This is a genomic window from Paenibacillus sp. FSL R7-0210 (assembly GCF_038009085.1).
In the GTDB taxonomy this organism is placed as follows: Bacteria; Bacillota; Bacilli; order Paenibacillales; family Paenibacillaceae; genus Paenibacillus_AQ; species Paenibacillus_AQ silagei.
On sequence record NZ_JBBPAR010000001.1, the window covers coordinates 2,805,487 to 2,831,601 of the forward strand.

Below are 26,115 nucleotides of genomic sequence, written 5' to 3' on the forward strand. Positions count from 1 at the left end.
AATGAAAATTGCAATTATCGGAGCCACTGGAGGAACTGGAAGAAAAGTAATGGAGCTGGCACTTGCAGCGGGACACGAGGTGATAGCTGTGGTACGCAGACCGGAGGCGCTCTCCCCTGCAGCGGGGCTCACTATCCGGCAAGGGGATGTATTCGACAGATCCAGCATGATCCTGGCCCTCGCCGGAAGCGAAGCGGTCATCAGCTGTATTGGTCCTCCAAGCAACTTCTCCCCGGATGCTGCCGGCAAGAAGGGCTTTGTAAATCTTAAGGCAGGCAAAAATGTCATGGCAGCGAACTTCTCGCCGGGTACCGTCATGTCAGAAGGAATTCCAAATATCCTTGCAGCCTGTCGGCATCATGGAGTTCAACGGCTGGTGATGCAGAGCGGGATTAATCTGAGTGACGGGAGGGAGTTGTCACTCGTCAACCGCTGGGCTGTCCGCTTGATGCGCCGCATGTTCTGCAAAGCGATTGAGGATAAGGCAGCCGCTGAACAAGCAGTAATGCGCAGCGGATTAGACTGGGTAATCGTACGGGCATCCGTGCTTAAATACGCAGAGAGTTCTTCTAATTATACGGCAGGCCCATCGGCCCGCATCCATCCGCTCCAGGCGCTGCCTTATGCTGCCTGTGCCGATTGCCTGCTGCGTGCGGCAGGCAGCGAACCGTCCTGGACCCGCAAGGTGATCAACGTCGGACGATAAGGAGCAAGCGGACGAATGAGCAAAGTATAGAAGAGCCTATACAAACGCACAGAAAAAGCCCTCCCGCACGCGGTAGGACTGATATCTGGTGTATATCCATAAAAAGGTTGATCTCACCAATAAAATATAGTAGTTTATTAGGTGTAAACTATTATAAATTGAAAGGTGGAGCTAAGGATGGAACAGAAATGTATGGAAATGATGATGAACATGTGTATGGAAGACATGATGTCGAAGATGAAGAACATGAAGATGTGCATGGAAAGCATGAACGAAATGGGCATGATGAACATGGATATGGACAAGATGATGACTCAAATGCAGCAGTGCGATGAAATGATGACCATGTGCATGACCATGATGCGTAATGGAATGGAAATGTCCAAGTAAGTCCAAGTACACGACGGCAAGCCCTTGAGAGTGAATCTGCGAAATTCACCTTTACTGTGCATGTCATGGCTGAGCAGACTAACTGCATGCCATTTTTTAGTAAAACTATATTATCTCTATATCTACCTCTTCATATCTCCGATTATTACTTCTCTATCTAATCTTGATATACCGCGCTTGAAGCTGCTTGGCCACGTGAATCCGCTCCATCTTCAGCTCCCAAATCCGCTCTTTCCACAGAGCGCTATCCGGTGTATCCTCATGCTCTCTCAGCTTATCGAATAATTGCATCAGCAGTCCGTTAATATCATCGAACCGCGTCCATAGCGCTCTCACGCTATCCACTTGTTTCTTTTCTTCGACAAGCGCCTCATAGTTCTTCAATTGCTCCAGGAGATCAGCCTGCCACTGTTCATCGTTAATTGCCTTGGCATAATTCAGCAAATCCAGATAATCATCTATAGACAAAGGGACCGACTCCTTTTTTCTTTATACCAAGTATTATACTCGGTATTGTAGATATTGCAATAGCCTGCGCACAAAAAAACAGACATCCTGTGAAGGATGCCTGCATGGAATTCCCTATTCTGCTGTGCTAACCAGCTTCAAGCTACATCAGCTTCTTAATATCATCCTTGAGTTGCTCGGACTGTGGTCCAAATACAATCTGTACAGCCCCCTGACCAAGCCGCATGACTCCCGATGCACCAAGCTGCTTGAGCGCGGAATCCTTAACCGCCTTGTCATCATTCACGTTAAGGCGCAAGCGGGTGATACAAGCGTCAATGCTACGGATGTTCGCAGAACCGCCGATGTTCTCCAGAATCTTGGCGGCTCTGGAAGAGGACGACGCGGCTGTACCGCTCTTGGACAGATCAATCAGGTCATCTTCCGTCTCATCCTCGCGTCCGGGAGTTTTGAGGTTGAACTTGACGATAATGAACCGGAACAGCACATAATAGAGGACGAAGAAGCCAAGCCCAACCGGAATCAGCACCCACGCATTGGTGGAGAGCTTCATGTTAAGCAGGTAGTCAATGAGCCCGGCGGAGAATCCGAACCCCAGCTTCACATCCAGCACATACATCAGGAATCCGGCAAAACCGGTCAGCAAAGCGTGTACCAGATACAGCAGCGGTGCGAGGAACATGAAGGAGAATTCCAGGGGCTCCGTAATCCCTGTCAGGAAGGAAGCAATCGCCGATCCGATGAAGATGGACGCAACCATTTTGCGTTTCTCCGGTTTGGCTGTATGAATGAAAGCCAGGGCTGCACCCGGCATAGCGAACATCATAATCGGGAAGAAGCCTGTCATGAACATTCCCGCAGTCTTATCTCCGGCGAAGAAGCGCGTCAGATCTCCGTGAACAATATCCCCTGCAGCGTTCGTGAAATCACCCAACTGGAACCAGGCGATAGCGTTGATTACATGATGCAGGCCGAACGGAAGCAACAGACGGTTAGCTGTCCCGAATACAAATGCCCCTGCACCGCCAAGACCAACAACCCAAGTGCCGAAGTCACTGATCACATCCTGAATCGGGCTCCAGATCATCCCAAACAGCACTGCGAGAATCATGGTGGTTATGGCCGTAATGATAGGTACGAACCGCTTACCTGCGAAGAAGCCAAGCCAGTCCGGCATTTTGATATTATGATATTTCTTGTATAAGTACGCAGCCCAGGCTCCGGCAAAGATCCCGCCCAGCACGCCCATATTGAGCTTCACATCATCGGCAATGAACGGCATTTGGGCTGGAAGCACCTTAAGAATACTGTCCAGCACCTGATAAGCAATGAGGGCAGACAGCGCGGCAACCGCATCCCCTGCGAACCCGATCGCTACCCCAATTGCAAAAATCAGCGCCAGATTACCGAAGATTGCGCCCGCACCGGCATTCAGGAAAGGAGCCACATACTGGTTGAGGAATCCCCCTACGGTACTGCCCAGATGGAAATCCTTCTCATAATTAATCAGTCCGAACCCTTGCAGAATCGCTGCCGCCGGTAAAGTTGCGACTGGAAGCATCAGAGATTTCCCTAACTTTTGTAGAAAAGCCAACATAATGAAATCATCCCCCTGGTTTCATATTAAGTACATGTATGTTCTAAGGCTGTGAAGCTACTGCTGTTGTAAGAACACTGCTTGTTCCTGCCGTAACCTGGCCGTAATGGCAATCCACTTCCGGGGTGTCCTCCCCGTTGCCCGTTACAATTACCGGAGTGATCGTACGATAACCCGCAGCGCGGATTGCCTCCAGATCAAATTCGATCAGCGTCTGCCCTGCCTGCACTTCATCTCCGGTGGCAATATGGCTGATGAAGCCTTCGCCCCGTAAGCTGACCGTATCAATTCCGATGTGCATCAGCAGTTGCAGACCAGAGGCATGCTCCAGGATTAGAGCGTGATTGGTTTTGACCACATGCGCAATTTTTCCGTCAAAAGGGGCCGTTAAACGTCCCTCTATAGGTTCTATGGCGATGCCTTGGCCCATATGCCCACCGGCAAAGGTCTCATCCGGCACTTCCGTTAACGGTACGGACTGTCCGCTGACCGGAGCGTATATCTCCAGGCGGGTTACCGCCTCAGTAGGTTTCTCTTCTTTTTTAGCTTTCCATCTCGAAAACATAAAAGTCACTCCTTGCTGCTGCTATTTATTCTTCTCTATGGTCTGGAACAGCCGGTGCAGATGCATAGCCAGGAAGCAGATTTCTTCTTCGGGTACGTCTACACTGAGCTTGCCTTGCATGACTTTGCCCATCCTTTGCGCGAGCTTGTATTCATCCTTGTATTCCTTCTTGATATGCTTCACAAAAGGATTGTCGATGAGCGAACCCTGCAGAATCCGTTCAATCGAGAATCTCAAGTGAACCATCAGCCGGACATGATTCATACTGCCCTGCTCAAAGCGGATCTTGCGTTCACTGCGGATCATCTCCATCAGCTCACTGACAATGTTGGAGGCCTTCACAAGCTGGCCCACCGGCACATTGCTGACCGCAGAATAGACGTGGTAAGTAAGGAAACCGACCTCGTCCTCAGGAATCTGCACTTCAAAGCCTTCGCTGATCTTCCCGGCCGCCTTGGAAGCGATCTCAAATTCCTTGGGGAACGTCATCCGGGTCTCCTCCAGGAATGGATTCACAATGTCCATCCCGCTGCGCAAGCGGAAAATGGTGAATTGGATATGGCTGGGGAGCGCCAAATAGATCTTGTCGTTTAACTTGCCGGGAAACTCACGGGCGATATCAGAGATAATCTCATCCGTAATCCTCATGACCTTGGGATCAATGTCCTCCAGCAGAATCTGATACTGACTCCATTCCTCCCGGTCCTCCAGCCGAAACAGCTTTTCAATCCGGGGATCATCCGAATCAATAACACCCGTATCCTTAAGCGCAAACCCGATGCCCTTGCCGATAATTACATATTCCTTGCTCTTCTTGCCGCCCTCTACCATTACGACATTATTCCCAATCACCCGCAGCACCTGAAATTGTTCAGTGTCCCTCGCCAAGTTCCCCCTCCTTTCCGCCCATATCCTGATTTTTTGCACAAAAAAGAGCCAAGATTGGACTCAAAGTATTGAGTACGAATCTTGGCTCATGCCCTGTTAAGGTAACACGCCACTGCATATAAATGATCATTTATGAACCCATCATAAAGCATACCTTGTATTCCCGTCAATGGGTTTTTGGAAAAGTCAAATGTACCGGCACATTCGTGTAATGACGTCCTGTATCAATACCGGCTTGCTGATGAAATCAGTGGCTCCGGCGGCCAGGCAACGCTCACGGTCTTCCTTCATCGTTTTGGCAGAGACCGCAATGATCGGGAGGTCGGTGAGGTGCATCTCCTCACGGATAATAGACAGCGTGTCATAGCCATCCAGAACCGGCATCATAATATCCAGTAGTACGATATCCACCTCCGGCTGCTCTCTAACCACTTGAAGACATTCATACCCTGTCTGAGCGGTAATAATGATCATTCCGTAAGGCTCCAGACCCTTCTGCAAGGCATAAATATTGCGCATATCATCATCCACAATCAGGACAGTTCTGCCTTGCAGCATGGCGTATTCTTTCTCGAACAGGGAGTCCCCGCTATTACCCGCCTGCCCTGTATCATGAACGGTTCTGGAGTGCTCCGACCCGGCTGCAGTCTGAGCCAGCTCCGCCGGATGGAACGGTTCTTCTTCACTGTCCAGTTCACGGCAAGGGAGATACAAGGTGAATGTACTGCCCTTGCCCTCTTCGCTCTCCAGGCTGATATGCCCGCCCAATAGCTGAGCCAATTGCTGGGAGATGGACAAGCCCAGACCGGTTCCCCCGAATTTGCGGGCAGTCGTTCCGTCCACTTGGCGGAAGGCCTCGAAGATCAGCTCACGGTTCTCTTCAGAGATGCCGATTCCGGTATCCTGGACAGCAAAGGCCAGTACCGGCCCCTCTGCTATGTAACTCTGATCTGAATATTCCGCCAGCTTGGTAATCTCCATGGTAACAGAGCCCTGCTCCGTGAATTTGAAGGCATTGGACAGCAGATTCCGCAGAATCTGGTGCAGGCGCATCTCATCGGTGAAAAACAGATCCGGAACCTCAGGGTTCAGAGTTACGTTAAACTCCACATTCTGCGCTTCTGCAAGCTTGCCGAAATAACCCTGCAGCAGCGAAGGCAGCTCGGTGAGATTGACGGCATCCATTTCCACCAGCATTTTGCCCGCTTCCACCTTGGAAAGATCCAGAATATCGTTAATCATACTAAGCAGATCACTTCCGGAATTGTAAATGACAGAGGCATAGCCCAGTTCTTCCTCGGTTAACGTATGATTGCGGTTTTCCGTCAGCAGCTGTGAGAGAATCAGCATACTGTTCAGCGGTGTCCGCAGCTCATGCGACATATTGGCCAGGAATTCAGACTTGTAGCGCGAGCTCTGTTCCAGCTGTTCATTGTACCGCTCCAGCTCGATCGCTGCATTCTCGGCTACATATTTCTGATTCTCAAGCTCCTTGTTCACGGTTAGCAGCTCGCTGGTCTGACTCTGAAGCTCCTCCGTCTGCATCTGCATCTCCTCGGACTGAGTCTGCAGCTCTTCGGATTGAACCTGAAGCTCTTCGTTCATCACCTGTGATTCATGCAGAAGCCTCTGGATCTCCATCCGGGTCTTCACCGAATTCACGGTAACCCCCATCATGTCCAGCAATTCCTTCAGCAGCTCGAAATGGTAAGGCGCCCAACGGGTCAGCGCAGCAATCTCCAGTACAGCAACAGTCTTGTTCTCAAAAATAATCGGAGCAATCACAGCGAACCTCGGCGGCGTTCTGCCCAGAGCGGAGCTGATGGAGATATAGTCATCAGGCAATTGCTCAATCACATTCATCCGCTGATCCAGCGCACATTGACCTGCCAGGCCTACTCCCGGCTGAATAACCTCGGGCCCGATGCGTTCTTCCTTATTCTCTGCGCCTGCATAGGAATAGATGCGCTCGAACAGTTCCTCGTTATTCACGACGTATATACTGGCATACTGCATTTCCAGCATAACCGACAACCGGCTGACAAAAATTCTGCACAGCGAAGGCATATCAATGGTCTCTTGCAGGGCAATCGACATTGAGGTGAGCTGTTCACTCGTCCACTGCTCCCGCTGCACGTTATCCAGCAGCCCGTTCGTCGCTTCGCCCAGGTCATAGATTTCATCCAGCGTCTTCACCTTAATGCGCTCCGAGCGGTTACCGCCGGAGGCAATACTGTTGATGGCCTGTATGACGCTGTGCAACGGATTCACAATGCTGGCCGAGAGCAGATAAGTGATGAGCAGCGCAAGTACGACCACCAATCCCCACAATATGTACATGGTAATCAGCAGCTTATGATTGCTGTCCTTCAGGTTGCTGATCCGGTCGTTCGTGAGCGTACGTTCGATGTCACGGAAGTAATCGGACTGGGAACGGATCGTATCGACGAGATTTTTTCCCGTATCGTTGCGAAAAAAAGCGTTGACCGCTTCCGTATGACCATTCTTCTTCAGCTCAACCACATGCTGTCCGGCAACATCGACCCACTTCTCGATATTATCCGTAATCGTGTCCAGATTCCGTACCTGCTTCGGGTTATCGGCAATGAGATTATTCAGCTTCGCTGCATTAATCCTCCACTGCACCAGCCCGTCATTATACGGTGCCAGATAGGACTCATCATCGGTAAGGACATATCCCCGCTGTCCAGTCTCCATATCGAGTACATTTTTCTCAATTTGATATGTAAGTTCATGAACTTCTATATCATGATCGCTCAAGAACACGGTTTCTTTCTCCAGGCTGTTAATCCGGCCAGAGACTATAATCAGAAATAGCCCCAGCATTAATAATATGATGACATATCCAAGTGCGATTTTGCCGCGGATCTTCAAGCTCCAAGCATGCTTCTCCGGCAATGGTCCTACCCCCGTCCAGAGTTATACTTATGCTGCATATTGTTGTCTCTCACGCTGTGGCTGCACAGGGCTTACAAATACCCCTCCGTGCGGGGAATGGGCAATCTGTCCTTGAGCTGACGCACATTGGCTTCCAGCTTGATGATAATATCTTCGAGATCCTGCGGATCAATGCCCTTAATAATCGGCACAGGGGCCGGAGTGGTTGCGGTCTTCACCTCTGCCTTCAGCTCTTTCATCTCAATCTGCTGCTCCTGCCATTTATCCATCAGATCCGCTATGGTAGCATAGAACCGTTCATAATCCTTAATGACGCTGTCCAGGAACGTATCCACCTCTTCGGCATCATAGCCGCGAAGCTTCATACTGAATTCCTTTTCATGAATGGTAAGTGCATCAAGTGTAATACCGAGCTGGCTGAACAGCTTTCTCTGCTTATCCAGCCGCCGTTTCATATGTTCGTCCATTTCATAACCTCCAAGTGTATGCTGCATTCATCCGGCAGGTATTATTATAACAGGGTGAAAGCAGCATGAAAATATCACTAAAGTTACAATTCAGCATAGGGATGCCTGCTGATTGCCCTATAACACATTAGGGTAAGGAAAGATTACGACAGTATAACTACTAATCAAGCTGAAAGGAAGATGACAGATGAGCCACTTAACCAAAGACCAATTGACTAAGCTTAGAGCCTCGCTTGAAGAACGCAAGGCTGAACTGGAACAGCATTTCTCCGGCAATGGAGCAGAAGACAGCCTGCTTGGCGATTCCCTTATCCTCTCAACGGGCGAGCTCTCTTCGGTCGATAACCATCCCGCCGATACAGGAACAGAGACGTTTGAACGCAGCCGCGACCTGTCCATCAACACCTCGCTATCCGAAGAATTAACGGAGATCGAAGCTGCTCTTGCGCGGATGGATAACGGAACGTACGGCATCTGCGAAGCCAGCAAGCAAGAGATTCCTTATGAGCGGCTTGAGGCCATCCCCTACACCCGCTATACCGTGGAGCATGCCCCAACCAGCCGTGACACCGGCGCACGCCCTGTGGAAGAAGAGGTTATGACCCCGCCGCCAGCCGGTGCAGGCGAAGGACGTCAGCAGAATAGCGGAAGATTTGATGACGCCGGTGCCTGGGAAGCCGTCGAGGATTATGGCAGCGCAAGCTCGCCGGTAACCCCGCCGGGCCAGGATTCTGAAGATGAGGATTCCTGAGCCGGCTGTTCACGACTTGTGAGGCTTCTGGATAGACTGATATAGATGAGTCCGCCGGAACGTGGCCAGATCGATATGCATGAGCCCGCCAGCTCGTGGATCTCCCATCAGAAGTTGTCTGCTACTGCCTTATTAAGAATACCAAGACAACGGTCCAGATCGGCCTTCACCTGCTTCTTATATAGTTTGGCCTTCTCCTCCCCGTCCGAAGTGAAGTGATACAGGACAATCTCCTGAAAATCGACCTTCGGATCGCTCCCCTTAAGCTGCTTGGTACGGTAAAGTATCCCTTGCTGCACCAACTCATGCAGAGCGCGGTAAATTTCACTTTGGGGAGGCGAATAGCCATGAGCTTTGAAATCTCTGCGCAAATCCTCCAGCATCTGATAACCATACCCCTTGTGTTGCTCCACCATTGTAATCAGATATACCTTTATAAACGCCCGCTGAGCAATCATAAACGCCATAAGACACCTCCCGGGGTGTTTTTTTGTTAGAATCCTTAGAGAAGAACAGCCATAGCCCCTTGTCACTTAATTCCGGCAGTCAAATGATGTGGGTAGCATTTCCAGCTACAACTCTAGTATAAACTCTATTTCCCAGTTTTCACAACAAGTTATATTTTATAGTTTCATTTTTCCGGTGCGGAGTTTAGGTTTACTTTTTCCGTTTTGAAGAAGATAGGTACGCATATGGTGAGACGGTTAGATGGTATTAGTAGATACGGCTGGTGTTTTTATGTACTCTATTGTGAATTTTTCATGTAATGAAATTATATTAATAGAGTGCGACTTTAACTTTCGGCGCCTGACACCCGTTGCTTATTACCTCTGCAAAATAAAGGTTATTGTGGACGCAATAAGTCTTTTATTAATATTTGGGGTCATTATTATGAATTTTTCATATGATGAAATGACATGAATAATCCCCCCCTCTCTGCCTCTCCACAGACGATTACTCTTATTTATTTTGTTGTAATTGCAACAAAAATCATGTATTATTTTAAAACTATAGGCTTGGAAAATACATGATCAATGGGGCTGTGATTATGAAGGAGATTCTACGCGAGGTTGGAATGATTGCCCGGTCACTGGACTCTATCAGCAATATCGAATTTAAGCAATACGACCTTACCAGGGGGCAATATTTGTATCTGATGCGGATCTGTGAGCATCCGGGGATGATCCAGGAGAAGCTGGCTGAAATGATTAAAGTGGACCGGACAACGGCTGCCCGCGCTATACAGAAGCTTGAGATTAACGGTTTTATTGAAAAAAATGAAGATCGGCACAACAAAAAAATCAAGCGGCTGATCCCTACAGAGAAAGGGCAGGCCGTCTACCCTCTGCTCAAGAGAGAGAACGATTATTCTAATAGCGTAGCGCTGTCCGGCTTCTCCGAAAGTGAGGCTGAAACCCTGGTAAAACTCCTACAAAGAGTCAGGTCCAATGTGGAAAAAGACTGGGAATATGTAAAAAAGGGAAACAAACGGGACTATTGATTATACAAAAGGAGAATTATAGATGACTATTTTGATAAAGAGATGCTCTTCCGATGATCTGGAGACCTTGCAAAAAATCAGTATCGAAACGTTTACGGACACCTTCAAAAATCAAAATTCACCAGAAGCTATGGAAGCTTATTTGAAAAGAGCATTTCGTACAGAGCAATTAAAAAAAGAATGCGCCAACCGCCATTCTGAATTTTATTTCATCTATTATAATGAAGAAATTGCCGGGTACCTGAAGGTTAACGCCGATGATGCCCAAACTGAACATATGGACAAGGACTCGCTTGAAGTGGAAAGGATCTATATTAGAAGGCCCTTTCATAGGCTGGGGCTAGGGAAACAGCTGATTGAGAAAGCGGTGGAAATCGCGGCCGAAAAGAATAAGAGGAAGCTCTGGCTGGGGGTTTGGGAACAAAACGGAAACGCAGTTGCCTTTTATACAAAATTGAATTTCGTACAGACAGGAACTCATTCTTTCTATATGGGTGACGAGGAGCAAACAGATCTGATCATGACCAGAATCATCCTCTAGCACAATTAATTTAATCAGCACAAAATCACTCTGCCGGGTGAATGATGCTCATGCCTCTCTCACCGGCCGCTTTAAAGGAGCTGTAATGTTGGTCGAGTAGGCGGGGCCTTTCCTTCGTGGATTGTGCCCCTACCCCTCACAGATCCGTACGTGCGCAATTTACGCATACGGCTCTTCACCCCATCGTTCACAATTGGCCTTAATCGTAGATATTGACGTAGATCCGCGGCTTAGGTAGCCTGAATTCGTTTAGCACTTCGTAGAACCTCTCCCAGGTGAAACTCCTGCGCTGACTTCTGCGGTTTAGCCATGTATAGATCAAGTCGAGCGTTTGCATGTAATAGGTTTTTATTTTCTCCGAGTTATCCGTGATTCCATAGTATCGGTAGTGTCCCGACAGTTTGGACCGGATGACGCCTAGGAAATCCTCCTGCTTCATGTGGCGATTCCACCTGACCCAGCTCTTCATGGCTCTGACCTTCTGTCTGAATTTCTTCCCACTCGTTTTACGCTTTACCCGGAAGGTTCCTTTTCGGCTCTTGGCGCAGTAGTGCGTGAAGCCTAGGAAATCGAATGTTTTCGGTTTCCCTTCGCCCTTCCTCCGTGATTCTGCTTCCGCAAAACGACCGAACGCGATGATTTTCGTCTTCTCTTCCGCAATGCTTAACCCGAATTTCTCCAGCCGGAGCACAAGTGCGGTATAGAAGCGTTCTGCATCTTCTTTGTACTGGAAGCAGCATACAAAATCATCGGCGAAGCGCACCATTTCGGCTTGCCCCCCGCACTGCTTCCTCACCGTCACGGTAAACCATAGGTCAAGGACATAGTGCAGGTAGACGTTGGCTAGCAGGGGCGACACCACCGAACCTTGGGGAGTTCCTTCCTCCGTCGGTTCAAAGTGTCCATCCTCCTGAATACCTGCTTTCAGCATCCGTCTCACCAGCCGGTGGATGTTTGGATCTCCGATTCGCAGTTCGAGGAATTTCATCAGCCATTCGTGATTTACATGGTTGAAGAAGCCGGAGATGTCTGCATCGACGACATAGCTGGTTTTTCCCTGCTCGATGACCCGGTTTAGATGTTTCAGCGCACTGTGCATGTTTCGGTTCGGGCGAAATCCATACGAGAAATCCATGAAGTCTTGTTCATAAATGGCTTCCAGTACTCTTTTCAGCGCATGTTGCACCAGTTTGTCTTCATACGCAGGAATTCCTAGGGGCCGCATGTTTTTCCCGTCCTTTGGGATGTACACTCTTCTCGCGGGCTGAGGTCTGTAGCTTCTTCGCTTTAACCGGTCCACCAGGTGTGTTACATTCGCTTCCACGTTGGCTTCGTACGTCTCTTTGGTCGATCCATCGACTCCGGTTGCCTTTCCCGGTTTCATCTCTTTGTGACTTCTCTTTAATGCTTCTGTGTCAATGAGATGTCCGATGGAGTTGAACCGTAACTTCGGATCTGCTTTGGCCATTTCTGCTATTCTTGTTAATTTCGTTTCCATTTTTTTTTCCCACCTCTGTGTGTGGCCAATGTGTCCTTACCAAGATTGATGGGGTGTCGCCTGCCTTTCCTCCGCCCCCATTACAGGGGTTTCACAGGTCTTATGCGGCAATCCGACTCCCTGAACGCCGTTTGACATTCTTACGTGTTACGGCTTGTTTGCCATACTCCTGCAAAGGTTCCTAAATAGTACTTCTCTCGCAGAAGAGCGTCAGGGTCTCCCGAGTTGCTGAGTAACCATGGGTATACATGCCTGGCTCTTCGACCCCGGGGAAGCTCCTCCATCCTCGCCTTTTTTTTTTTTTTTCGGCTGGAGTCATGTTGTCTTCCGGGAAAGTGAGCCCGTCGACCTTCCCGTTTGCTGCATTTCGAGGCTCCATCACTTTCAGGCCTGCATCCTAACTGTCTACGCTTAAACGGCAGGGTTACCCTTGCCGCTCCAAGACTCGCTATTGGTGGCGTGGCTTTCGCCTTTCCAAGCAGGGGTTCCACCTGCTAAGTTACTCAACCTAGGCTCGGTCGCTCCACTTTTTGCAGGATTTCTCTATACCTTTTACTGGTTGAAGTACATTGTTGCATGATTTGCACAAATTTCAGTGTTAAGAGCAAGTTAGCGCTGAATTTGTTGCAGTTCGTGCAGGATTTAAGCATAGACCGCTTCTTTGGGGCAGTAATGTTGCACTTTTTGCAGGCGTGTTGATTACCCATATTATGGGATGACAAAAACACCTAAATGTTCTTTACGCCTGAGCTGATTAAGCTGAACCTGCCACTCCAGCGGAAGATTAAATATACGCCAGTACTGCATAAATTCCCAAAGAGTCAGCTTAGCAAAGACCGGTACCTTCGGATGAACTTCATCAAAAATGTATTTTAGAAGCACATACGCGGTAAGGGCCACAAACAATTGGCTATATACTGCATTTTCGGTGGTTCCAAATAGACAAGGGACATTCAGATGCTGTTTCACCCAGCGGAAAAAGACTTCAATCTCCCAGCGTGCTTTGTAAATTTCAGCAATCACATGAGCGGACTCTTTTCTCAAATCGGTCACAACCCTTACGACTTCACCCCGGTCATTTTCAAATTCAACGACGCGGTGGCGCTGGGCGGATTGGTGTTTCCCTTGACCGATATAACAGGTGATATCGCGTACAATTTTGCTATCTCCCTCCGCCGGTCGCTGAAGCTTTCGCGGCATCACCAAATGGAGATTGTCTTTCAAACGAATCACAAAGGACTGACCTTGCTGCACATATTGATCCAATCGACCGATTTTTCCATACGCTCGATCCTGGACTAGAAGGTAGTCCTTATCGGCCAAGACTTCTCCAAATGGAGCGTCATTGCGCCGGGCAATCGATTCGACCACCTTCACGGGTGAATGCTGTCCATGCGAGAAGGCCACATGCAGCTTGATACCTCCTCTGAATTTTTTATATGGAGCCCAAGACATACGGGAGTTTGCCGCCGTAACCGTCGTAGAGTCAATAAGCAGAAGATCTTTAGGCAGATTCAGGTGCCGCCGGGTTTGCCGGTTACATTTCTGGACGAGCATTTGAAACAAACGCTTGAAGATATCGTAAGGCACTTCACCAGCTTTGCCCGAAAGAGTGGAGTAATGAACCTTGGGCAAATCGTAGTTCGAGCCCACCCGAGCACTTTGACGAAAGCCATCCCATTTGTGGTAGCAGGCTTGGATAAAGTAGTCGAACAACACACCGACAGTCATTTTGATTCCTGTATCCTCGTAGTTCTTGGTTTGCCCAGTCACCATTTCGACTTCTTCCGGAGTTAATACTTGTTTGAACACGGCCAGGAATGGGGTATTATTATTCATGAGGTCGCCTCATTTCGGTTTGGTTTGGTCGTACTTACCATTACCCGAAATGGCGGCCTTTCTTGTCCCTTTTTTTGGCAAATCAACACGCTTACACTTTTTGCAGGATTCCTCCTTCTTCACTCATGCGGTCTCTGTTCCTCCCTTATCCATAGCAGACGGAGATTATAATTTCCTAAACAAGCACAAAGAACTGCCCGGGCATGTTCGCCGCAGGCAGTTCTTAAGTATGCTATAGGAGCGGGTTTAAGCCTGCTCTAATTTTTAGATTTTGTCGCGGTTGTAGAGGTCCGGGTCACGGTCTGCATTCATCGAGCCTCTGTTGCCCAAGGTATTGCCAACCGTCGTGTCCCTAGGGACCAGGTCAGGGTTAGTTGCTCCGCGGTCAGCCAGCGTATCCTCTGGATACAGGCTGTCGTAACGGCCGGAATTGAGTGAACGGTTGCCCCGGAATACCGTATGGATATCTCTTCCACGGCCGTTGTCATCGACCAGGACGAGGATTTTACCGCTGTCGATGTAGCCTTCGTAGTCTCTGGCCTCATCCTCGGGAATGCCGAGTCCGATTAATCCGCCTACCAGTCCGCCTGCTCCTACTCCGATGGCCGCCCCTGTTAGTGTAGCTGCGATTGGGCCTGCAGCAAGGATTGGGCCAATTCCCGGAATGGCCAGCGCACCGATCCCGGCCAGCAGTCCGGTAATTCCGCCCACTACGCCGCCGGTGGCCGCACCTGTAGCAACGCCTTCCGGCGCCATTGTTCCTGTATCCTCGGAGATGTGTTTCAGGTCATCTCGATCCTTCGTAATTACTGAAATCTCATCGTTCGTGAACCCTTGACTCTGCAAACTTTCAATTGCTCTGGTTGCTTCTTGTTCCGTATCGAATACGCCAATAATTTTCTCTGTCACTTGAAGCCCTCCTTCGTAATTGTTGTTCGCTATTGTATTACCCGTTCACGCGGTGCCCAAACAGGAAAAGCATCACCGGATGAATTAATACCTGATACCCCTCTCATTCTATTTGGTAGGACGGGTACGGTTGGTCGGTACTGCCTCCAGCGGATTATCCGGCCAGTAGTGCTTGGGATAACGGCCTTTCAGATCTTTTTTCACCTCGAAATAGGTGTTCTGCCAGAAGCTGGCCAGATCTGAGGTAATCTGCATCGGCCTTCTCGCCGGAGACAGCAGGTGCAGCAGCACCGGGACCTTCCCTCCGCCAATCCGTGGAGTATCCGTCTGCCCGAACATCTCCTGCAGCCTAACTGCCAGTACCGGCGCCCCCGGATTACTGTAATCCAAGGGAACCCGCGAACCGCTCGGTACCGTAATATGCGTCGGCGCCTCCTTGTTCAGCTGCTGGCGGCTGTTCCAGTCCAGCATCCCCTCCAGCGCCTGCGTCAGCTTCACCCGCTGTAAATCACGGAGATTCCGCATCCCTTGTATAAAGGGTGCCAGCCATTCCTCCAATGTATCCATCAACGCCTCATCCGACATATCGGGCCAGTCGGCCCGCAGTGAGTGCATGAATTCCATCCGCTGCCGCAGCTGAGTGGTCGCTTTCTCCCATGGCAGCAGCTGTAGCCCTTCCGCCGCGATCACCTTCAGCAGTACGCTCTCCGTCTCCTCGGGAGTAGCCCGCTCATGGGTCGTCTGCTTCAGAATGAGCGCCCCCAACCGGGTCACTCTTCGCGCCTTCACGCTTCCGCTCTCACTGTCCCAGTAGACTTCGCGCTCCTCAAGAAGGCTGTCCGCATGATGCTTCAGCAGGTCCTGCTCGGAGAGCGCTGCGGCAAGCATAATCCGGCTCTGCCCGGCACGGTCATCCACGCCGGGTGCCACGATGTAGGGCGAGCGCGCCAGCGGCTGCCCCTCGCGCATCGCCGCCCCCCGGCCGCCGGAGAGCAGGAACGCGCCATTGCCGCGTCCCTGCCCGATGCGGTCGGGATAGGCGAACGACAGCAGCAGGCCGCTGCGGCTGATGTCGCCGGGCCCTTCGCCCGGCGCTGCCTGCAGCTGCGCCAGGAAGCTGCGGCTCTCGCGCTGCACCGCGCGCAAGGCCGCCGGGTCCGCTCCGCCGCTACTGGCGGAGCGCTCGAATCCGAGCAGCGCCTCCACGCGAAGCGTGAGGTCGCTATCTAGAGCCGCGGGACCCCGGAAGAGGTCCCGCTCCTGCAGCAGCGCAGCGAGCCTGGCGGCGAGCGGCGCAGCTGCAAGGTCTGCCGCGCGCAGCAGCATATGCGCGATGCGCGGGTGCGCGCCAAGCACGGCCATGCTGCGGCCGTGCGGCGTAATGGCGCCGCCGGCGTCCAGCGCACCGAGCTGGCGCAGCAGCGCCGAGGCCTGCGCGTAAGGCGCGGCAGGCGGCGCATCCAGCCAGGCGAGCGCTCCCGGATCGCGCACGCCCCACAGCGCCAGCTCCAGGGCGAGCTGCGCCAGGTCGGTCTCCATGATCTCCGGCACGTTGTCGTCCGGCAGATGATCATGCGCCTCTCGGCTCCATAGCCTGTAGCAGACGCCTGGTGCTGTGCGGCCTGCCCGGCCGCGCCGCTGATCGGCCGAGGCCTTCGAGACCGGCACCGTCGTTAAGCGCGGCATGCCGGTACGCGCAGAGAATACCTGCGTCCGGCGAAGCCCCGTGTCAATCACCGAGCGTACCCCTTCGATTGTCAGACTCGTCTCGGCAATGGAGGTTGCCAGTACGACCTTCCGTTCGCCTTCCACTGCAGGAGCCACCGCCGCATCCTGCTGCGGCTGCGGCAGTTGGCCATAGAGCGGCCGCAGCACCGTTCCCGGCGGCAGACTTCCTGATGCCAGCTCCTGTTCCGTCCGGCGGATCTCCCGCTCGCCGGGCAGAAAGACTAGCACATCCCCCGGCTGCTCAGCAAGCGCGCGCCGGACAGCGGCGGCGGCGGATTTCTCAGCGGTAGCATTGCCTGCCTCCGGCACATAGACCGTCTCCACCGGATACGTCCGGCCCGGACAACGGACGACCGGCGCTTCACCCAGCAGAGAAGCTACGCGGTCTCCATCCAGGGTCGCCGACATCACCAGAATGCGCAGATCCTCGCGCAGCACACTCTGCGCTTCAAGCGCCAGTGCCAGTCCAAGATCCGCATGCAGGCTGCGCTCATGGAACTCGTCAAAGATCACAAGACCCACATCCCCCAGCGAAGGATCGCTCTGGAGCATTCGCGTCAGCACGCCTTCCGTCACAACAACAATGCGTGTATTCCGCCCCACCTTGGTATCCATCCGCATGCGATAGCCTACGGTCTGACCCACACTCTCCCCCAGACAGGACGCCATATAAGCTGCGGCCGAACGGGCTGCCAGGCGTCTGGGCTCCAGCATCAGGATAGTTTTACCGGCCAGCCAAGGCTCCTCCAAAAAAGCAGGCGGCACCGCCGTTGTCTTCCCCGCTCCAGGTTCGGCAATCAGAATGGCCGCTGCACGGTCTGTCAGAATTCTCTTCAGGTCAGGGAGCACCTGCATAATCGGAAGCTGCTTCATTTCATCTCTCCATCATCTGCTAAAAGTTAAGTTAAATCTCCATCTCCCTATCATCGGCGAATTCATTCCAGATATCAAGCAGTTCGTTACTGCTGTAGGAGGATTTACCCGTTCAACAATAAGCTCCCATCTAAACTTTCGCACAAAAACCCCCGGTTCCATGAACCGGAGGCCTCATACTTACTTCAATACTCGTCTACTCACCCGTTTCCTCACCCACTACTCCCTACCATCCCGTTCCACCCCGGTCAGCCGCTGCCCGATCACGTCCCCGTAATCTGCATATGCAGCATTGCTTTCCAGACCCCGTTCCTGCAAAAGCATCTGAAGACGCAGCCGCTTCAGGGAGAGCTTGCCCTCCAGCTCCTTGCGTTCCCCGGCAGTGCTGTTGCCGCTGGTGTGACAAGCCATCAGCAGCTCTTCGAGCGTCACACACTCTGCGCGCAGCGTGACTTCCTCGGGCAGCAATCCGGCGTTCTTCATAATCTTGTAGGACATCCGCAGCTCCTCGGGTACGCCCGAGAGATCCTCCAGCTCCAGCGGCTTGCCGTGCCCCGGCAGATTGGAGAACTCTCCGCTGCGCATAGCTTCCTGAATTCTTTGTTCTGCAAGCCAAGATAATATAGCCATCCACACCGTTCCTTTCATCAGCGCCCCGGTGCCCTTTTATATTGCAAACGGCACATTCTGCTACAGCTTTATCCTTATTTTAGCACGGGTGCTGCTGAAATTCATTCCCGGTTTGCCTGTAAGTTATCGCTTCTTATCACCAGGCAGAAAGCTATTTCTGCTTATGATATCCGCGCTCCCCGTAAGGAGACAGCTGCTCCAGCCACTTACTCTCCATGTCCGGCAGCATCTTGCGGTACTTCTTCAGCTCCTGCACATCGGCCACGAAATCCTCCTCCGGCTTAATCTGCTCCAGCACCTCGAAGCGAAAGCCCGCTTCCCCGCGTTCATTCCAGTCTTCCTGCAGCGCCTTGTTGTCATGGCCTTTGATATCCAGCATGAACTTATGCTTATTCCAGACCCCGTCCAGATTCAGGCTGCTTCCCACATACATTTTGTCATTGCCGGTGTTCACAATCCGGTATACCCCCATCGGCCTGTGCGAGTGTGCGTAATTATATCCCAATTCCTTGCGTCTGGTTTTATCCGTCATTATTTCTCTCTCCTTCTTCTCTCCGTTATAATTTCACCCAGTAGCTGCTTCCGTCTTCTTCACGGTCCAGCAGCCCGTAATCGATCAGATACCGCCGGAGCGTCACGTAATCGGGGTAAGCGGCTTCGAGCACCGCATTGATTTCCTTCTCACTATACTTGCGCCCGGTCTCAAAACGCTGCAGCAAATGGCGCAGGATAGCCGCCTTCCGCTTCTGCCGCTTAGGGAACTCTGACAACGGGCCGTCCGGCCCCTGTTTGAAATAGGTGCCCAGAATCTCGGCGTTCTCCTGCTCGGTAATCGCGAACCGTTCATCAACCATCACAGCCGTACGCGGAATACTCACAAAAGGCGATGAAGCTCCCGGCTTCTCCTCAGCCAGCTCCATAACCGCCAAAAACAGCTTGGCCTGCTTCACCTTCTCGCGAAGCGTGAACCGGTGGTTACGCACCGTGGAGGTGCTGCCGATCCCCAGCTCCTTGGCTGCTTCTGCATCGCTAAGACTTTGGCGGAAGGCCTGAAGCAGCCCCTTCTGCAATTCGGTTAACCCGCTCAGCTTCTTGTCCAGCGTCAGCAGCCAATGGAACATCCCGCCATGAACCCTGTCCACATGCAGAGCTGCGAACTTCTCCGCTTCGTAATACTGCCCTTCATCCTTATAGATCAAGCCCTTCTCGAAGGCAGCTCCGCAGACCAGACAATAATACTTTTCCGTCCGCTCTTCCGTCTCCACATTATAGCCCTGCTTCAATTCTGCAATGGACGCATTCCAGAATTTCTCCGATATCCGCACTGCTTCATTCTCTTCTACCAACCGGACCACCACACCCTTTGTTTACTTTTATATAGACATATTATCATTTCGTTTGTTATTTTACAACTATCTAATTAGATTGTTTATGGCAAAAGAAAAACACCGCCAATCATGGCAGTGTCTCTAAATCCCGGAGGATCGCTATTTGTCAGTTCTTACAATGCAGCAGAAGCCTGCTTCAGCAAGGTACGTTCCGCTACCTCCGGTATAGCCTCGTGAATGACCTCACGCAGCTTGGAGCATATCTCCGATTGCCAGGGCAGCTTGATCTGAGCAATGTAATCCGTCACTTCTTGGTTCATGGAATCACCTTTTCCTGGAGAATGAACTTAAGACAGCAGCGACTCCGCACCGTCAATCACAATCTGCGAGCCGGTAATATGAATGGATTCATCCGAGGCCAGGAACGCGACCAGATCGGCGACATTCTCCGGCTTGCCCGGTCCGTCTGCCAGCGGCTGTGCTCCTTCAGGGAATTCAATTGGAATAACAATCGACTCCACATCATCGTTCCACTCCGTGCTCTCGTCGATATTCGTGGCGATCGCTCCCGGACAAATGACATTGACCCGGATTTTGAACTTGGCCAGCTCCAGTGCAGCCATCTTCGCGAACGCGACCTGTCCCGCCTTAGTGGTGCTGTATGGTGACCAGCCGAAGCTGGTAAATCTGCTGTTGCCGTTGATCGAGCTGGTAATAATAATACTGCCTTTGCCCTTCTCCTTCAGATGGGGAATGGTGTATTTCAGCGTCAGGAAGGTGCCAGTGAGGTTGACAGACAACGTCTTCTCCCAATCATCCACGCTCAGCTCCTCAATCGGCCCGACCACTCCGTTAATGCCAGCATTGGCGAACACAATATCCAGACCTCCGAAATGCTCCACAGTCCTGCGCACCGCTTCCTCCATCCGGCCGGCATCCGAAGTATCCACATCAATAGCTAACGCGCAATCCCTGCGCAGCTTATTCAATTTCTGTTCAAGGATCGAAGTACGTTCGTTCACCAGATCGAACAAGGCGACATTCGCACCTTCACGTGCCAGCTGAATTGCTGCCGCTCTGCCGATTCCCGAGCCCGCACCTGTGATTATGGCTGTTTTCCCTTGAAAACGCTGCTTTTTTGCTATATTGGGGCTCATATGTACACTCTCCTTCCGTGAATACCATTCTGCATGTAATGGCTCTGTTTCAAGATTACCCAAATGATGCTTGATTATAATCATGTTATGCAAAAAATTGCACAAGCCCAGTGCAACATGCACAGCCTATCCGCTGGATAAGCTCCTGCATATCTTGTCTGCAACAGCAAAAACCCCACATCTGCGGGGGCCTGCACTAAAAAGATAAGAATTAATATGCTTCGCGCTATAATGATCCTTATCTTTCTCGCTGAAACGGTACCGTCCTCTAAAAGGACGGCAATGCCGTTTCCACTTGCTCATTCAATTTTCCAGCTGCCGTACATCCACCTTAACCGTAAGCGTGCCCGCTGCTCCGCGGTATACGCCTTTGACCGGAACGATATCCTTATAATCCCGTCCATGTCCAAGCTTGATATACCGCCAGTTCACTTCAACATTATTGGTCGGATCGAAGCCCAGCCAGCCCGTACCCGGAATATGTGTCTCCACCCAGGCATGGGAGGCCTGTTCGAAGTTCGCATTGCCCCCCTGCAGATCCCCGACAAAATGGTACCCGCTCACATACCGCGATGGCAAGCCGACACTGCGGCAGACCGCAATCATCAGATGCGCATAGTCCTGGCAGACTCCGCGCTTGAGCATCAGTGCTCTTTTTACCGTAGTATTGACGCTTGTCGCCTCAGGATCGTACGTAAACTGCTCATAGATGGTGGACGACAGCTTCCGGGTCCATTCAAACATATCCTCTGCATCCTCAAAAGGATGCTGCGATGCAAATTCCACCAGCTCCGGCGTCACCTCGGTGTACCGGGTAGGCAGAATAAACTCTATATACCGGTTCTGAAACTTCTCGTCATTCAGCAGCTTCACCTGCTCCTCCAGCGGAATATGCGGGAGATCCGTGCCCTGCGCCTTGTCGAGCGTGACCACGGTCGCTTTGGTGTGAATCACCATTTCCGTGTGCGGCTTATTCACCGAATAGGCATGGACCCGGTTGCCGAAGAAATCCTCATAGGTTAGCAGATTGGCTGGCGGGTGCACCTCCACCTCATGGTGATAGCAGGATTGCCGGTAGTTCGTGCGCGGCGTCAGCCGGATCTCATTGACACTGTCCGTCACCGGCTCGGGGTAGCTGTAGGTGGTTGTGTGGTTGATTTGTATTTTCATACCGAGACTCCTTCACGGCGAAAAAAAGCACCGTCCATCGTTCTGCCGAGCCTCTGACAGGATATCATCAGTGACTCCAGCACATCCAGGGCCAGGTCCCCGGACATCTCATCCTTCTCCATATAATCCAGCTCCGCCTTGATCTTGCCCGCCTGCCGGATCACCTTCTCATGCCCCGAGCCCTTCTCTGTAGTGTCCAGCTCCAGCTTGGCCAGATGCTCCTCCAGCTTGTGGAACGAGAAGCGGATCGAACGGGGGAACAGCGGGTTCACGATCAGGAATTCCAGGATGCACTCCGGCGACATATCATCAGCATAATACCGGCGGAAGGACTGATATCCGCTCACCGATTTCAGCACGGCCTGAAGCTGGGTATAGATAGAATTGATATCCTTCGACTTGCAGGATACCGTGACAGTCTGCAGGATACGCGTCGTATTCTCTGCCCGCTCCAGAAACCGGCCGCTCTCGATGAAATGCCATTCATTGCCCCGGAGCATTACCGATTGCTCCGCGCCAAGGAACATCGCCGCCCGTTCCTTAACCTGCTGATAGAATTGATGGGGACCGCGCATGATATCCGCTACCGACTGCTCCCCGAGCCACAGGTTGAAGCCGTTGACAATATCCCACAGCTCACTCGGCAGATGCTGTCGCAGGGTGCGCAGATTATTCCTGGCCTGATGCACACAGGAGAATAGAGAATTGGTATTCCCCAGATCCAGCGTAATGAAGGATAATACATCCTGCTCGCTGAAGCTTTCGAACTGCCGCAGATATTCACTCCGTACCCCAAGCGCGTCAATCAGGCGCGACCACTTGTGGCCCTCTTCCTTGAAATCCTCTTCCTGCTGGATATGGTAATGTACGTCGATCAGCCGGGCGTGATTCTCAGCCCGTTCAATATAACGGCCGATCCAGAATAGAGCCTCCGCATTGCGATTCAGCATTCTAGCCACCCCTTTAACGTAGATAGTCTCTAGGCCATTACCCAGGTATCCTTCACTCCGCCGCCTTGGGAGGAGTTCACGACCAGCGAGCCTTCGCGCATCGCTACCCGGGTCAAGCCCCCTGGAATGACATGCGGCTTGCGGTCAGCCCCCATCAGCACAAATGCCCTCAGATCGATATGCCGCGGAGCCATACTGCCTTCTGACAAGACCGGTGCACGGGACAGCGACATAATCGGCTGGGCGATATAACGCTCGGGTTCGGCCAGTATTTTGAGCCGGAAGTCTATGAGCTCCTCCTTCGTCGCCTCACTCCCGATCAGCATGCCGTAGCCCCCGGAGAGAGACGTCTCCTTCACCACCATTTCAGATAGATGGTCCAGCACATACTGGCGCTCTTGCGGCCGTGACAGCAGATAGGTCGGCACATTGCCCAGAATCGGCTCTTCATTAAGGTAATAGCGGATCATATCCGGCACATACACATACATGGCCTTGTCATCGGCTACCCCGGTTCCGGGCGCATTGGCAATCGCGATATTCCCCGCCCGGTAGGCATTCATCAGACCTGCAACCCCCAGCAGCGAGCTGGGCTGAAAAGCAAGCGGATCAATGAAATCATCATCCAGGCGGCGGTACAGCACATCGACCTTGCGCAGACCGTTCATCACCTTCAGGTAGATTTTGTGGTCCTGCGCAACCAGGTCGCGGCCCTCAACCAGATGAATGCCCATCTGCTGCGCCAGAAAGGCATGCTCATAATAAGCCGAATTGTATTCCCCCGGTGTCAGCAAGGCAATGACCGGGTCTTTGGTCCGGGACGGGGACAGGCTGCGCAGCACGGAGAGGAAACGATTCAGACTGTGATCCACATCGCGGATCGAGCTGGCAAACGACAACTCAGGAAAAAGCTGATTCATGAGCGATCTGCCTTTGAACAGATACGAGAAGCCAGAGGGTGTACGCAGATTATCCTCAAGCACATAATACTCGCCGTCATGATGGCGGATCAGATCGATCCCTGAAGTGGTGATATACGCACCGCCGGGTACACGGAGTCCGGTCATTTCCGGCCGGAAATAACAGTTCGAAATAATCATCCGCCGCGGCACAATTCCGTCCTTCACAATATATTGCTCATGGTAAATATCATGAATGAACAGATTAAGTGCGGTAATCCGCTGCACAATCCCCGCCTCCAGCCGTTCCCATTCTCCCTTGGGGATAATGCGCGGAATCATATCGAAGGGAATCGTCCGCTCCATAGGCTGATCCTGTGCCGGGTTGTACAGTGTAAAGGTAATACCTTCTTCCATCATCCGACGCTGCATCAGCTTCTGCTTCTCTTGCAGCTCTTCGGGGCTCATCCCGGAAAACATGCGGTTCACATGCTTGTAATGAGGCCGGACGTTCCGTTCATCCGCATACATCTCATCATAGAAATGCTGCAGCGGATACGGAGACAGACCGGGCAAAGGATCTAGTTTGGACATGAGCCCGACTCCTCTCGGATCAGTATAATGTGTTATGTTTCTTAACAAATAAGTTCAAATTTTAAAAATTCACCACGAAAATATGATTTACTACCTTCATAATACGTAAATAATATTATCCATGTCAATATATATAACAGCAAAATGGAGTTTCTGAACCATCCTGCCGCTTTGGAATCGCTTCCTTTCTCTTATACTTGCTTTTGGGGGCGCTGCATGATGATTCCACATCCAATTGTATGCGGGGATGCTGACAAGCAGTACTATTATGAATTTTTCATATGATGTATTTTTAATATAATTTCAGCGTATTCTTTGAAACGCCAAAAGGGGAGTAAGCCGAAGGATGGTTATGTACTGGTGGAGGCTCCTTTCGGTAGAGGAGGATATGTCCGTGGCGGGGGATTCTGCGCGGGAAGCCAAGAAGCGGCAGCCCCGCAACAACAGGTGGACAAACGTATCTTAATTCTTCGATTTCTGAGGGATAGGGGAAAGCAAGCGGAAAAACTACAACTGCTAGTGTTAGTATCAGCCACATTGGCTGAAATGCGCTCAAATAATTGTTGTTTTTCCAACTCCTGCCCTAACAGAGACCTTTCTTTCATCAGCAAGTGGAGAAAGTCCAACTTTTTCCTCTTCCCCTCCCCTCTCAGCGAGTCCAATCCGTTCAACAAAAAACCTCCCCGGGAATATTTCATTCCAAAGGGAGGTTGCTTCGCAGCTATCTATTGTTGTGGTTATTCTTCCGAGTCCGCTTCTTCCGAGATCATGCCTGCGAACAGGGCATGCACGAACTGGTCGGAATCGAACGGCTGGAGATCTTCCATTTTCTCGCCCAGACCGACCAGCTTCACCGGCAGGTTCATTTCCTGGCGGATCGCTACCACGATTCCGCCCTTCGCCGTACCGTCCAGCTTCGTCAGTACCAGGCCGGTCACGCCGCTCTTCTCGCCGAACAGCTTGGCCTGGGTGAGCGCATTCTGCCCGGTGGTGGCATCCAGCACCATCAGCACCTCATGCGGGGCGCTTGGAATCTCGCGCTGAATGACACGGAAAATCTTGTTCAGCTCTTCCATCAGATTGCTCTTGTTCTGCAGCCGGCCTGCTGTATCGCAGATCAGCACATCCACACTACGCTGCTTGGCAGCCTGAACCGCATCGAACATCACCGCTGCCGGGTCCGAGCCCGACTGCTGCTTGATCACATCCACTCCGGCACGCTTGCCCCACACCTCAAGCTGCTCAATGGCTCCGGCACGGAAGGTGTCGCCTGCCGCCAGCAGAACCTTCTTGCCTTCCTGCTTGTAGCGGTGCGCCAGCTTGCCGATGGTCGTCGTCTTCCCGACTCCGTTCACGCCGACGAACAGGATCACGGTAATGCCGTCCGGATTCTCATTCAGACTGTTGTCGTCATCGCCGCGCAGCAGCTCCATCAGCTTGCGGGAGAGAATCGGCTGAAGCTCTGCCGCGTCCTCGATCCGCTTCTGCTTCACTTCGGCACGCAGCTCCTCTACCAGATTCATGACCGTATTCACGCCGACATCTGCGCCGATCAGAATCTCTTCCAGCTCCTCATAGAATTCTTCATCTATCTTTTTGCGGCGGATAATCAGATCCGAGACCTTCTCAACGAAGCCCTTGCGTGTTTTCTCCAGACCGTCGCGGAACTGTTTCGTTACGCTTTCCGTTTTACCGGAAATGCTGTCTTTCAGTTTTTTGAAAAAACTCATAGGCTTATGCTTCCTCC

The 26,115-nt window shown here is 51.8% G+C and carries 25 protein-coding genes; 5 read left to right on the forward strand and 20 right to left on the reverse strand.

From position 1 onward, the window contains the following. Window position 1: 1 nt before the first annotated feature. Complete coding sequence (locus tag MKY64_RS12145) at window positions 2-706, forward strand: NAD(P)-dependent oxidoreductase (RefSeq protein ID WP_340953252.1); 705 nt, start codon at window positions 2-4, stop codon at window positions 704-706. Between the two features lie 177 nt (window positions 707-883). Continuing rightward, window positions 884-1,096, forward strand: coding sequence for a hypothetical protein (locus MKY64_RS12150; protein WP_339256404.1), 213 nt, complete (start codon window positions 884-886; stop codon window positions 1,094-1,096). 153 nt (window positions 1,097-1,249) lie between these two features. Here MKY64_RS12150 and MKY64_RS12155 read toward each other — a convergent pair whose 3' ends face one another. The 6 genes from MKY64_RS12155 to MKY64_RS12180 form a co-directional block, all read right to left on the reverse strand. After that, window positions 1,250-1,564 carry a hypothetical protein gene (locus tag MKY64_RS12155; RefSeq protein ID WP_036728829.1) on the reverse strand — a complete coding sequence of 105 codons (315 nt, stop codon included), beginning with the start codon at window positions 1,562-1,564 and terminating at the stop codon, window positions 1,250-1,252. 142 nt (window positions 1,565-1,706) lie between these two features. Next, the gene (gene nagE / locus MKY64_RS12160; RefSeq protein WP_340953253.1) at window positions 1,707-3,161 is read right to left on the reverse strand and encodes an N-acetylglucosamine-specific PTS transporter subunit IIBC; all 1,455 of its coding nucleotides are present in this window, start codon (window positions 3,159-3,161) and stop codon (window positions 1,707-1,709) included. Window positions 3,162-3,204: 43 nt separating this feature from the next. Then, the gene (locus MKY64_RS12165) at window positions 3,205-3,726 is read right to left on the reverse strand and encodes a PTS sugar transporter subunit IIA (protein ID WP_339256400.1); all 522 of its coding nucleotides are present in this window, start codon (window positions 3,724-3,726) and stop codon (window positions 3,205-3,207) included. A gap of 21 nt (window positions 3,727-3,747) precedes the next feature. Next, window positions 3,748-4,614, reverse strand: a complete 867-nt coding sequence (locus MKY64_RS12170) for a PRD domain-containing protein (RefSeq protein ID WP_036728836.1) — start codon at window positions 4,612-4,614, stop codon at window positions 3,748-3,750. 186 nt (window positions 4,615-4,800) lie between these two features. Continuing rightward, window positions 4,801-7,533, reverse strand: coding sequence for a CHASE3 domain-containing protein (locus MKY64_RS12175; protein WP_340953255.1), 2,733 nt, complete (start codon window positions 7,531-7,533; stop codon window positions 4,801-4,803). Between the two features lie 71 nt (window positions 7,534-7,604). Beyond that, window positions 7,605-8,000: a DivIVA domain-containing protein gene (locus tag MKY64_RS12180; protein WP_339314053.1), complete on the reverse strand. Its 396-nt coding sequence runs from the start codon at window positions 7,998-8,000 to the stop codon at window positions 7,605-7,607. A gap of 187 nt (window positions 8,001-8,187) precedes the next feature. Here MKY64_RS12180 and MKY64_RS12185 point away from each other — a divergent pair, with 187 nt between their 5' ends. Next, window positions 8,188-8,751, forward strand: coding sequence for a TraR/DksA C4-type zinc finger protein (locus MKY64_RS12185; RefSeq protein ID WP_339314052.1), 564 nt, complete (start codon window positions 8,188-8,190; stop codon window positions 8,749-8,751). Between the two features lie 107 nt (window positions 8,752-8,858). Here the strand turns inward: MKY64_RS12185 and MKY64_RS12190 are convergent, their stop codons facing one another. Then, entirely contained in the window at window positions 8,859-9,218 is a 360-nt protein-coding gene (locus tag MKY64_RS12190) for a helix-turn-helix transcriptional regulator (protein ID WP_036694148.1), read from the reverse strand. Window positions 9,219-9,799: 581 nt separating this feature from the next. On the opposite strand from MKY64_RS12190, the gene MKY64_RS12195 reads away from it, so the two are divergent. Together MKY64_RS12195 and MKY64_RS12200 are read left to right on the forward strand one after the other, a co-directional pair. Then, window positions 9,800-10,252, forward strand: a complete 453-nt coding sequence (locus MKY64_RS12195; RefSeq protein ID WP_339256393.1) for a MarR family winged helix-turn-helix transcriptional regulator — start codon at window positions 9,800-9,802, stop codon at window positions 10,250-10,252. A gap of 22 nt (window positions 10,253-10,274) precedes the next feature. Next, window positions 10,275-10,793, forward strand: coding sequence for a GNAT family N-acetyltransferase (locus MKY64_RS12200; protein WP_339314051.1), 519 nt, complete (start codon window positions 10,275-10,277; stop codon window positions 10,791-10,793). 199 nt (window positions 10,794-10,992) lie between these two features. On the opposite strand, the gene ltrA is transcribed toward MKY64_RS12200, so the two are convergent. The 13 genes from ltrA to ftsY all read right to left on the reverse strand — a co-directional run bounded on the left by ltrA (window position 10,993) and on the right by ftsY (window position 26,098). Next, window positions 10,993-12,291, reverse strand: coding sequence for a group II intron reverse transcriptase/maturase (gene ltrA, locus MKY64_RS12205; protein WP_340950427.1), 1,299 nt, complete (start codon window positions 12,289-12,291; stop codon window positions 10,993-10,995). 708 nt (window positions 12,292-12,999) lie between these two features. Continuing rightward, entirely contained in the window at window positions 13,000-14,130 is a 1,131-nt protein-coding gene (locus MKY64_RS12210) for an IS4 family transposase (RefSeq protein WP_340953257.1), read from the reverse strand. Between the two features lie 264 nt (window positions 14,131-14,394). Continuing rightward, the gene (locus tag MKY64_RS12215; protein ID WP_036728847.1) at window positions 14,395-15,039 is read right to left on the reverse strand and encodes a general stress protein; all 645 of its coding nucleotides are present in this window, start codon (window positions 15,037-15,039) and stop codon (window positions 14,395-14,397) included. Window positions 15,040-15,147: 108 nt separating this feature from the next. Continuing rightward, window positions 15,148-17,640 (reverse strand): ATP-dependent helicase HrpB, encoded by a 2,493-nt coding sequence (hrpB, locus tag MKY64_RS12220; RefSeq protein WP_340953259.1) that lies wholly within the window; start codon window positions 17,638-17,640, stop codon window positions 15,148-15,150. Window positions 17,641-17,859: 219 nt separating this feature from the next. Further along, window positions 17,860-18,270, reverse strand: coding sequence for a DnaJ family domain-containing protein (locus MKY64_RS12225; protein ID WP_340953260.1), 411 nt, complete (start codon window positions 18,268-18,270; stop codon window positions 17,860-17,862). 151 nt (window positions 18,271-18,421) lie between these two features. Continuing rightward, entirely contained in the window at window positions 18,422-18,802 is a 381-nt protein-coding gene (locus tag MKY64_RS12230) for a GIY-YIG nuclease family protein (RefSeq protein WP_036728853.1), read from the reverse strand. Window positions 18,803-18,827: 25 nt separating this feature from the next. Then, window positions 18,828-19,616 carry a DUF2087 domain-containing protein gene (locus MKY64_RS12235; protein ID WP_340953263.1) on the reverse strand — a complete coding sequence of 263 codons (789 nt, stop codon included), beginning with the start codon at window positions 19,614-19,616 and terminating at the stop codon, window positions 18,828-18,830. 155 nt (window positions 19,617-19,771) lie between these two features. Next, on the reverse strand, window positions 19,772-19,918 hold the full coding sequence (locus tag MKY64_RS12240) for a hypothetical protein (protein WP_340953265.1): 147 nt from the start codon (window positions 19,916-19,918) through the stop codon (window positions 19,772-19,774). Between the two features lie 27 nt (window positions 19,919-19,945). Further along, on the reverse strand, window positions 19,946-20,755 hold the full coding sequence (locus tag MKY64_RS12245) for an SDR family oxidoreductase (RefSeq protein ID WP_036728859.1): 810 nt from the start codon (window positions 20,753-20,755) through the stop codon (window positions 19,946-19,948). Between the two features lie 303 nt (window positions 20,756-21,058). Further along, window positions 21,059-21,925 (reverse strand): transglutaminase family protein, encoded by an 867-nt coding sequence (locus MKY64_RS12250; protein WP_340953266.1) that lies wholly within the window; start codon window positions 21,923-21,925, stop codon window positions 21,059-21,061. Then, the gene (locus tag MKY64_RS12255; protein ID WP_036728865.1) at window positions 21,922-22,875 is read right to left on the reverse strand and encodes an alpha-E domain-containing protein; all 954 of its coding nucleotides are present in this window, start codon (window positions 22,873-22,875) and stop codon (window positions 21,922-21,924) included. The genes MKY64_RS12250 and MKY64_RS12255 overlap by 4 nt, the downstream gene beginning before the upstream one ends. 29 nt (window positions 22,876-22,904) lie before the next feature. After that, window positions 22,905-24,368: a circularly permuted type 2 ATP-grasp protein gene (locus MKY64_RS12260; protein ID WP_340953267.1), complete on the reverse strand. Its 1,464-nt coding sequence runs from the start codon at window positions 24,366-24,368 to the stop codon at window positions 22,905-22,907. A 737-nt stretch (window positions 24,369-25,105) separates the two neighbouring features. After that, window positions 25,106-26,098: a signal recognition particle-docking protein FtsY gene (gene ftsY, locus MKY64_RS12265; protein WP_036728871.1), complete on the reverse strand. Its 993-nt coding sequence runs from the start codon at window positions 26,096-26,098 to the stop codon at window positions 25,106-25,108. Between the last annotated feature and the right edge of the window lie 17 nt (window positions 26,099-26,115).

Excerpts from the sequence above, each read along its gene's own strand:
- MKY64_RS12145 (WP_340953252.1), top strand. The coding sequence starts at position 2 with ATGAAAATTGCAATTATCGGAGCCACTGGAGGAACTGGAAGAAAAGTA.
- MKY64_RS12150 (WP_339256404.1), top strand. The coding sequence starts at position 884 with ATGGAACAGAAATGTATGGAAATGATGATGAACATGTGTATGGAAGAC.
- nagE (WP_340953253.1), bottom strand. The coding sequence starts at position 3,161 with ATGTTGGCTTTTCTACAAAAGTTAGGGAAATCTCTGATGCTTCCAGTC.
- MKY64_RS12165 (WP_339256400.1), bottom strand. The coding sequence starts at position 3,726 with ATGTTTTCGAGATGGAAAGCTAAAAAAGAAGAGAAACCTACTGAGGCG.
- MKY64_RS12180 (WP_339314053.1), bottom strand. The coding sequence starts at position 8,000 with ATGGACGAACATATGAAACGGCGGCTGGATAAGCAGAGAAAGCTGTTC.
- MKY64_RS12185 (WP_339314052.1), top strand. The coding sequence starts at position 8,188 with ATGAGCCACTTAACCAAAGACCAATTGACTAAGCTTAGAGCCTCGCTT.
- MKY64_RS12190 (WP_036694148.1), bottom strand. The coding sequence starts at position 9,218 with ATGGCGTTTATGATTGCTCAGCGGGCGTTTATAAAGGTATATCTGATT.
- MKY64_RS12195 (WP_339256393.1), top strand. The coding sequence starts at position 9,800 with ATGAAGGAGATTCTACGCGAGGTTGGAATGATTGCCCGGTCACTGGAC.
- MKY64_RS12200 (WP_339314051.1), top strand. The coding sequence starts at position 10,275 with ATGACTATTTTGATAAAGAGATGCTCTTCCGATGATCTGGAGACCTTG.
- ltrA (WP_340950427.1), bottom strand. The coding sequence starts at position 12,291 with ATGGAAACGAAATTAACAAGAATAGCAGAAATGGCCAAAGCAGATCCG.
- MKY64_RS12210 (WP_340953257.1), bottom strand. The coding sequence starts at position 14,130 with ATGAATAATAATACCCCATTCCTGGCCGTGTTCAAACAAGTATTAACT.
- hrpB (WP_340953259.1), bottom strand. The coding sequence starts at position 17,640 with ATGAAGCAGCTTCCGATTATGCAGGTGCTCCCTGACCTGAAGAGAATT.
- MKY64_RS12225 (WP_340953260.1), bottom strand. The coding sequence starts at position 18,270 with ATGGCTATATTATCTTGGCTTGCAGAACAAAGAATTCAGGAAGCTATG.
- MKY64_RS12230 (WP_036728853.1), bottom strand. The coding sequence starts at position 18,802 with ATGACGGATAAAACCAGACGCAAGGAATTGGGATATAATTACGCACAC.
- MKY64_RS12240 (WP_340953265.1), bottom strand. The coding sequence starts at position 19,918 with ATGAACCAAGAAGTGACGGATTACATTGCTCAGATCAAGCTGCCCTGG.
- MKY64_RS12245 (WP_036728859.1), bottom strand. The coding sequence starts at position 20,755 with ATGAGCCCCAATATAGCAAAAAAGCAGCGTTTTCAAGGGAAAACAGCC.
- MKY64_RS12250 (WP_340953266.1), bottom strand. The coding sequence starts at position 21,925 with ATGAAAATACAAATCAACCACACAACCACCTACAGCTACCCCGAGCCG.
- MKY64_RS12255 (WP_036728865.1), bottom strand. The coding sequence starts at position 22,875 with ATGCTGAATCGCAATGCGGAGGCTCTATTCTGGATCGGCCGTTATATT.
- MKY64_RS12260 (WP_340953267.1), bottom strand. The coding sequence starts at position 24,368 with ATGTCCAAACTAGATCCTTTGCCCGGTCTGTCTCCGTATCCGCTGCAG.
- ftsY (WP_036728871.1), bottom strand. The coding sequence starts at position 26,098 with ATGAGTTTTTTCAAAAAACTGAAAGACAGCATTTCCGGTAAAACGGAA.